General features: G+C 64.8%; 5 protein-coding genes. 2 read left to right on the top strand and 3 right to left on the bottom strand.

Annotation, left to right across the window (positions count from 1 at the left end; translation table 11 throughout):
* The first annotated feature begins 185 nt into the window (after positions 1 to 185).
* Positions 186 to 617, top strand: coding sequence for a hypothetical protein (locus tag L4923_RS30690; protein WP_239370871.1), 432 nt, complete (start codon positions 186 to 188; stop codon positions 615 to 617).
* Here L4923_RS30690 and L4923_RS30685 read toward each other — a convergent pair.
* Positions 596 to 958: a winged helix-turn-helix transcriptional regulator gene (locus tag L4923_RS30685; protein WP_239370870.1), complete on the bottom strand. Its 363-nt coding sequence runs from the start codon at positions 956 to 958 to the stop codon at positions 596 to 598. The two genes, L4923_RS30690 and L4923_RS30685, sit on opposite strands and share 22 nt — an antisense overlap.
* Positions 959 to 1,082: 124 nt before the next feature.
* Between L4923_RS30685 and L4923_RS30680 the strand changes: the two genes are divergently transcribed.
* A complete protein-coding gene (locus tag L4923_RS30680) occupies positions 1,083 to 1,955 on the top strand; it encodes an alpha/beta fold hydrolase (protein WP_239370869.1) in 873 nt (290 codons plus the stop codon).
* Positions 1,956 to 2,038: 83 nt separating this feature from the next.
* Here L4923_RS30680 and L4923_RS30675 read toward each other — a convergent pair whose 3' ends face one another.
* Both L4923_RS30675 and L4923_RS30670 read right to left on the bottom strand, forming a co-directional pair.
* Entirely contained in the window at positions 2,039 to 2,365 is a 327-nt protein-coding gene (locus L4923_RS30675) for a PRC-barrel domain-containing protein (RefSeq protein WP_239370868.1), read from the bottom strand.
* A gap of 338 nt (positions 2,366 to 2,703) precedes the next feature.
* Positions 2,704 to 3,097: alpha/beta fold hydrolase (locus L4923_RS30670; protein WP_239370867.1), on the bottom strand; the 394-nt coding region annotated here is incomplete at its 5' end.

The following is a 3,097-nucleotide window of genomic DNA, read 5'->3' as shown; positions in this document are numbered from 1 at the left end:
TGCAGTCATGAGAAAGATCGTCATCACGCTCAACGCAAGGCTCAGAGACGCCGAAAGTCCTCAGAGTTGATGAGGGCGGTTGTGCCGTTCAGGTGAAATTCTGAAATGTCGCAGATTCGGGCGCCGTTGCACGGTCTCCCTCATCCTGAGGTGCGAGCGCAGCGAGCCTCGAAGGACGCACCACATTGGCCAAGGCCCGATACGGTCACACATTCACCGGATTGTCCGCCGAAATCCGGTCCGAACCGGAGCGTGCCAGTGCGATTTGCCGGCTGGGTGCTGAGTTTTGTCGTCGTGCTGTTGATGCACGGCCAGCGGAGCCATGGGCGACTGCCGACCCGAAGGCGGCCGGCTGGTCGATGCAGGGGCTTGGTGCCGTGGAAGAGGCTTCCAAGGCGCTGAAGCCGAGGGCCTTCATGATCGTGCAGGACGGCAAGGCGGTCGCGCGCTGGGGCGATGTGAGCGCAAAGACCGATGTCGCTTCGGTGCGCAAGAGCCTGCTCAGCGCGCTTTACGGCATCGCGGTTTCCGAAGGGCGCATCGAGCTGAGAGTGTCAGGAACGCTGCAGAAAATGGCTACAGGCGGGATACGGCCTCACACGCCCCTGCCGTCATAAGCGGCCTGCGCCTGCTCGATCTCGTGCAGATGGCCGATCGCCCAGTCGAAGGCCGCGCCGAGGGGGACCTGGAGGGTGCGGCCGAGATCGGTGATGGAATATTCGACCGAGACCGGCGAGGTGGGGAAGACCGTGCGCGCGATCAGCCCGTTGCGTTCCAGGCGCCGCAGCGCCTGCGTGAGCGCCTTGTGGGTGATGCCTTCCAGCCTGCGCCTGAATTCGTTGAAGCGCGTCGGCTTCTCGATCAGCACGGTGAGGATCATCACCGACCATTTGTTGGCGACCTGATCGAAGAACGAGCGCGCGGCGCAATCGGCAAAGAACACCGGATCAACCGCCATGGCGATATCCTTCCGTATATCTACGCACCGAAAGGTGCATTCTTGATCCTAGATATACGTTGGATATCTACCTTGCAACTTGCGGCGCGACGGCGCGGACGCAAGCTTTGCAAAGAGGATTTCCATGACACAGTTCGATCTTTCGCGGCGCGGCCTGCTGAAACTCGCCGGTGCGGCAGCGGTCGCGGCGGCGGCCCCTGCCGGAGCCGCCGGGGCGCCCCCGGCGGCGAAGCTTTTCCATACCGAGGCCGGCAAAGGCCGGAACCTGATGCTGCTGCATGGCTGGACCTGCGATTCCCACGACTGGAGCTTCCAGCTTCCGCTGCTGGAGAGCCGCTACCGCGTCGTCGCCCCCGACCTGCGCGGCCACGGCCGCTCCGAAGTGATGCCGAGCGGTGCCTATACGCCCGACGACTATACCGCCGACATCGAGGCCTTGATCGCGAGCCGTTATCCAGGCCAGACATTCATCGTTGCGGGACACTCGATGGGCGGGCACATCGCCGCCCGCCTGGCGGCCAAGAGACCGGATCTGGTCGACGCGGTGATCTCCATCGACGGAGCACTCGGCTTCGGCGACGACGCGGCAAAGCTGTTCGCCAGGACGGCCGGCAGGCTGAAGACCGGCGACCCTGCCACTGCCGCGTCGGCGCTGTTCAAGCTTGCCTACGACCCCGCGACCGACCCGGCCTTCGAGCGCTGGCATGCGCGGCGCGCACAGGGCACGCCGGCTGAGGTCGTGCGCGAATCCTTCGCGCCGCTGTTCTTCGGACCCGGGCAGGTGGGCGTCGGGGAGCAGAGCGCGAGCTTCTGCAAAAAGCTGACCGTGCCCGTCTATCATCTGTGCCGGGATGCGGCGCAAGCCGAGCGCATGCGGCCATGGTTCTCCCATGCCGAGTCGAAAGTGGATGTGTGGGAAAATGCCGGGCACTGGATCATGCAGGATCGCAGGGACGACGTGAACGCCGCCCTCACCGCCTGGATCGACAGGCTCTGACCCGCGCGGCGATCGCGAAGCCGCTGCGATCGCCTTGGCTCAGAACGTCCGAAAAAACGCCGCGCGTTGATCGACACACGCTGTCACGATGACGGCCAGGGCGCGCTACCGGCGGGGTCGTGGTGTTTGGGCATCTGTTTCAGCTCTTCCTCGGTGAAGGTGGTGACGACGTGAACCTCGCCGTCTTCATCGCGCATGAGATCGAGCTGGCTGGCGCGCAGCGCTACCGGCTTGGTGCCGATGCCGAGGAAGCCGCCGACATCGACGACGATCTCGCTCTCAAGGCCTTCATTGTGGACATGGGAGACGGAGCCCAGATTTTCATCGTTTGGGCCATAGACGGTGGCACCGGCCAGATTGGCGGAATTGATCTCGACCGCGTCGAGACGGACATGATTGGTGTGGTCCATGGGTGTCTCCTTCCAGGATCGATCCTGTTCAGACAACCCCAACCGCCGAGCGGATGCTGTGTTCCGAAAAAAGCACCGGCCGACGGAGCCTTGACCCCACGATTGACCGTTCGCGCCTGACACAGGCGCGAAACTCGCCGACCCGGTGGGAAGGGACGGGACACACCGGGCCGGCTTCCGTTCGCTAAAGGGAATGAGGACCGTTAGCCGAAGTAGAACCCGCAGCCGACACGCCGGTTCCAGAAATTTCACTTCGTGAAACAAGGCCGAGATGAACGAGGCGGTCGACGCGCCGGAGGATCGCTGGAACCGGCCTGGGTGCGCCGGCTTCCGCGCCCTCAAGGCGAGACGAAGGCGGCGATGCGTGCGGCGACGGCTGGTGCCGCTTCGTCCGAGATGATGTGGCCCATGCCCTCGACGATCTCGATGCGGGCATTGCCGAGCGCCGCCGCCGTGCTTTGCGCATGGACGAGGGGGAACCAGGGATCGTCGCCGCCATGGATGACCAGGGCGGGACGCGTTATGCCGCGCATCAGGGCGCTTCTGTCGCCGCTTGCCATGGCGGTGGCGAACTGGCGGGCGGCAGCATCGGGATCGCCGACCGCCATGTCGGCGGCGACCCTTGCCGCGACTTCCGCATCGCTCATGCGCAGGCGCGCCTCGCCTTCGAAGATGCGGTAGGCGGCAACCGCCTGCTGCATGGTCGGCGCTTCGTCCGCTCCGCCTTGCGAG

The organism is Terribium retamae (genome assembly GCF_022347545.1).
GTDB classification, from domain to species: domain Bacteria; phylum Pseudomonadota; class Alphaproteobacteria; order Rhizobiales; family Rhizobiaceae; genus Mesorhizobium; species Mesorhizobium retamae.
Note: the sequence above shows the minus strand (reverse complement) of the source record. Positions and strands in the feature narration are given on the sequence as shown.